The 937-nt window shown below is 72.6% G+C and carries 1 protein-coding gene; it reads left to right on the top strand.

The window, feature by feature from the left end; translation table 11 throughout:
• Positions 1–937: Bug family tripartite tricarboxylate transporter substrate binding protein (locus tag AC2W7M_RS26365; RefSeq protein WP_486136131.1), on the top strand; the 937-nt coding region annotated here is incomplete at both ends.

The following is a 937-nucleotide window of genomic DNA, read 5'->3' as shown; positions in this document are numbered from 1 at the left end:
GCCGCCGTCAGCCGTGCGGCGCCCGGACGGCTACCGCCTGCTGATGGCCGCCACCGGCGCGCTGGCGCCGTCGCCCACCGCCGCCTCCGCCTCCTACGACGTGAAGGCGCAGTTCTCGCCCGTCGCGCTCGCCGCGGCGCCGCCTTACCTGCTGGTGGTGAACGCAGACTTCCCGGCGAATTCGGTGAAGGAGCTGATCGCGCTCGCCAAGGAGAAGCCGGAGAGCGTCGCCTTCGCCTCGTCCGGCACCGGTGCCGCCTCCCATCTCGCCGCCTTGCTGTTCGAGGCGAAGACCGGCACCAAGCTGCTGCACGTGCCCTATAAGGGCGTGGGGCCGGCCATCACCGACGTGGTGAGCGGGCAGGTGGCGGCCATGTTCGCGCCGCCTCCGGCCGCGCTGCCGCACGTGAAGGCGGGCCGCCTCAAGGTGCTGGGCGTCACCTCCGCGGCGCGCTCCGAACTGTTCCCGGACTATCCCACCGTGGCCGAGGCCGGCGTGCCGGACTACGAGGCGGTGGGCTGGTTCGGCCTGTTCGGCCCCGCCGGCATGGACCCGGCCATCGTCGGCCGCCTCAACAAGGAGGTGATCGCGCTGCTCGGCACGCCGGAGATGAAGACCCAGCTCGCCAATATGGGGGCGGTGCCCAACACCATGTCGCCCGCGGCCTTCGCCACCTTCATCGACGAGGACACCACCAAGTGGGCGCAGCTCATGCGCGCCGCCGGCATCGAGCTGAAAATAGCGCCCGCGCCCCGGACCAGCGAGAGCGCAGGTGGAGCGCCGATCCGGGGCCCAGGGGAGACTCCCGCGCAGCGGGCAAAGCCTGAGGCGCCGGGTTTTTCAGAAGCCGCCTTCGGCGGTCTCTTGCGCTGGGGCCCCCGGCTCTCCTTTCCACGGCGCTGCGCGCCGTTGCAGGTCCGGCCGGGCGCGCGGGCG

It is taken from the genome of Xanthobacter sp. BG11Y11_SDJG, assembly GCF_057364445.1.
This window is presented reverse-complemented; position numbering and strand designations above follow the sequence as displayed.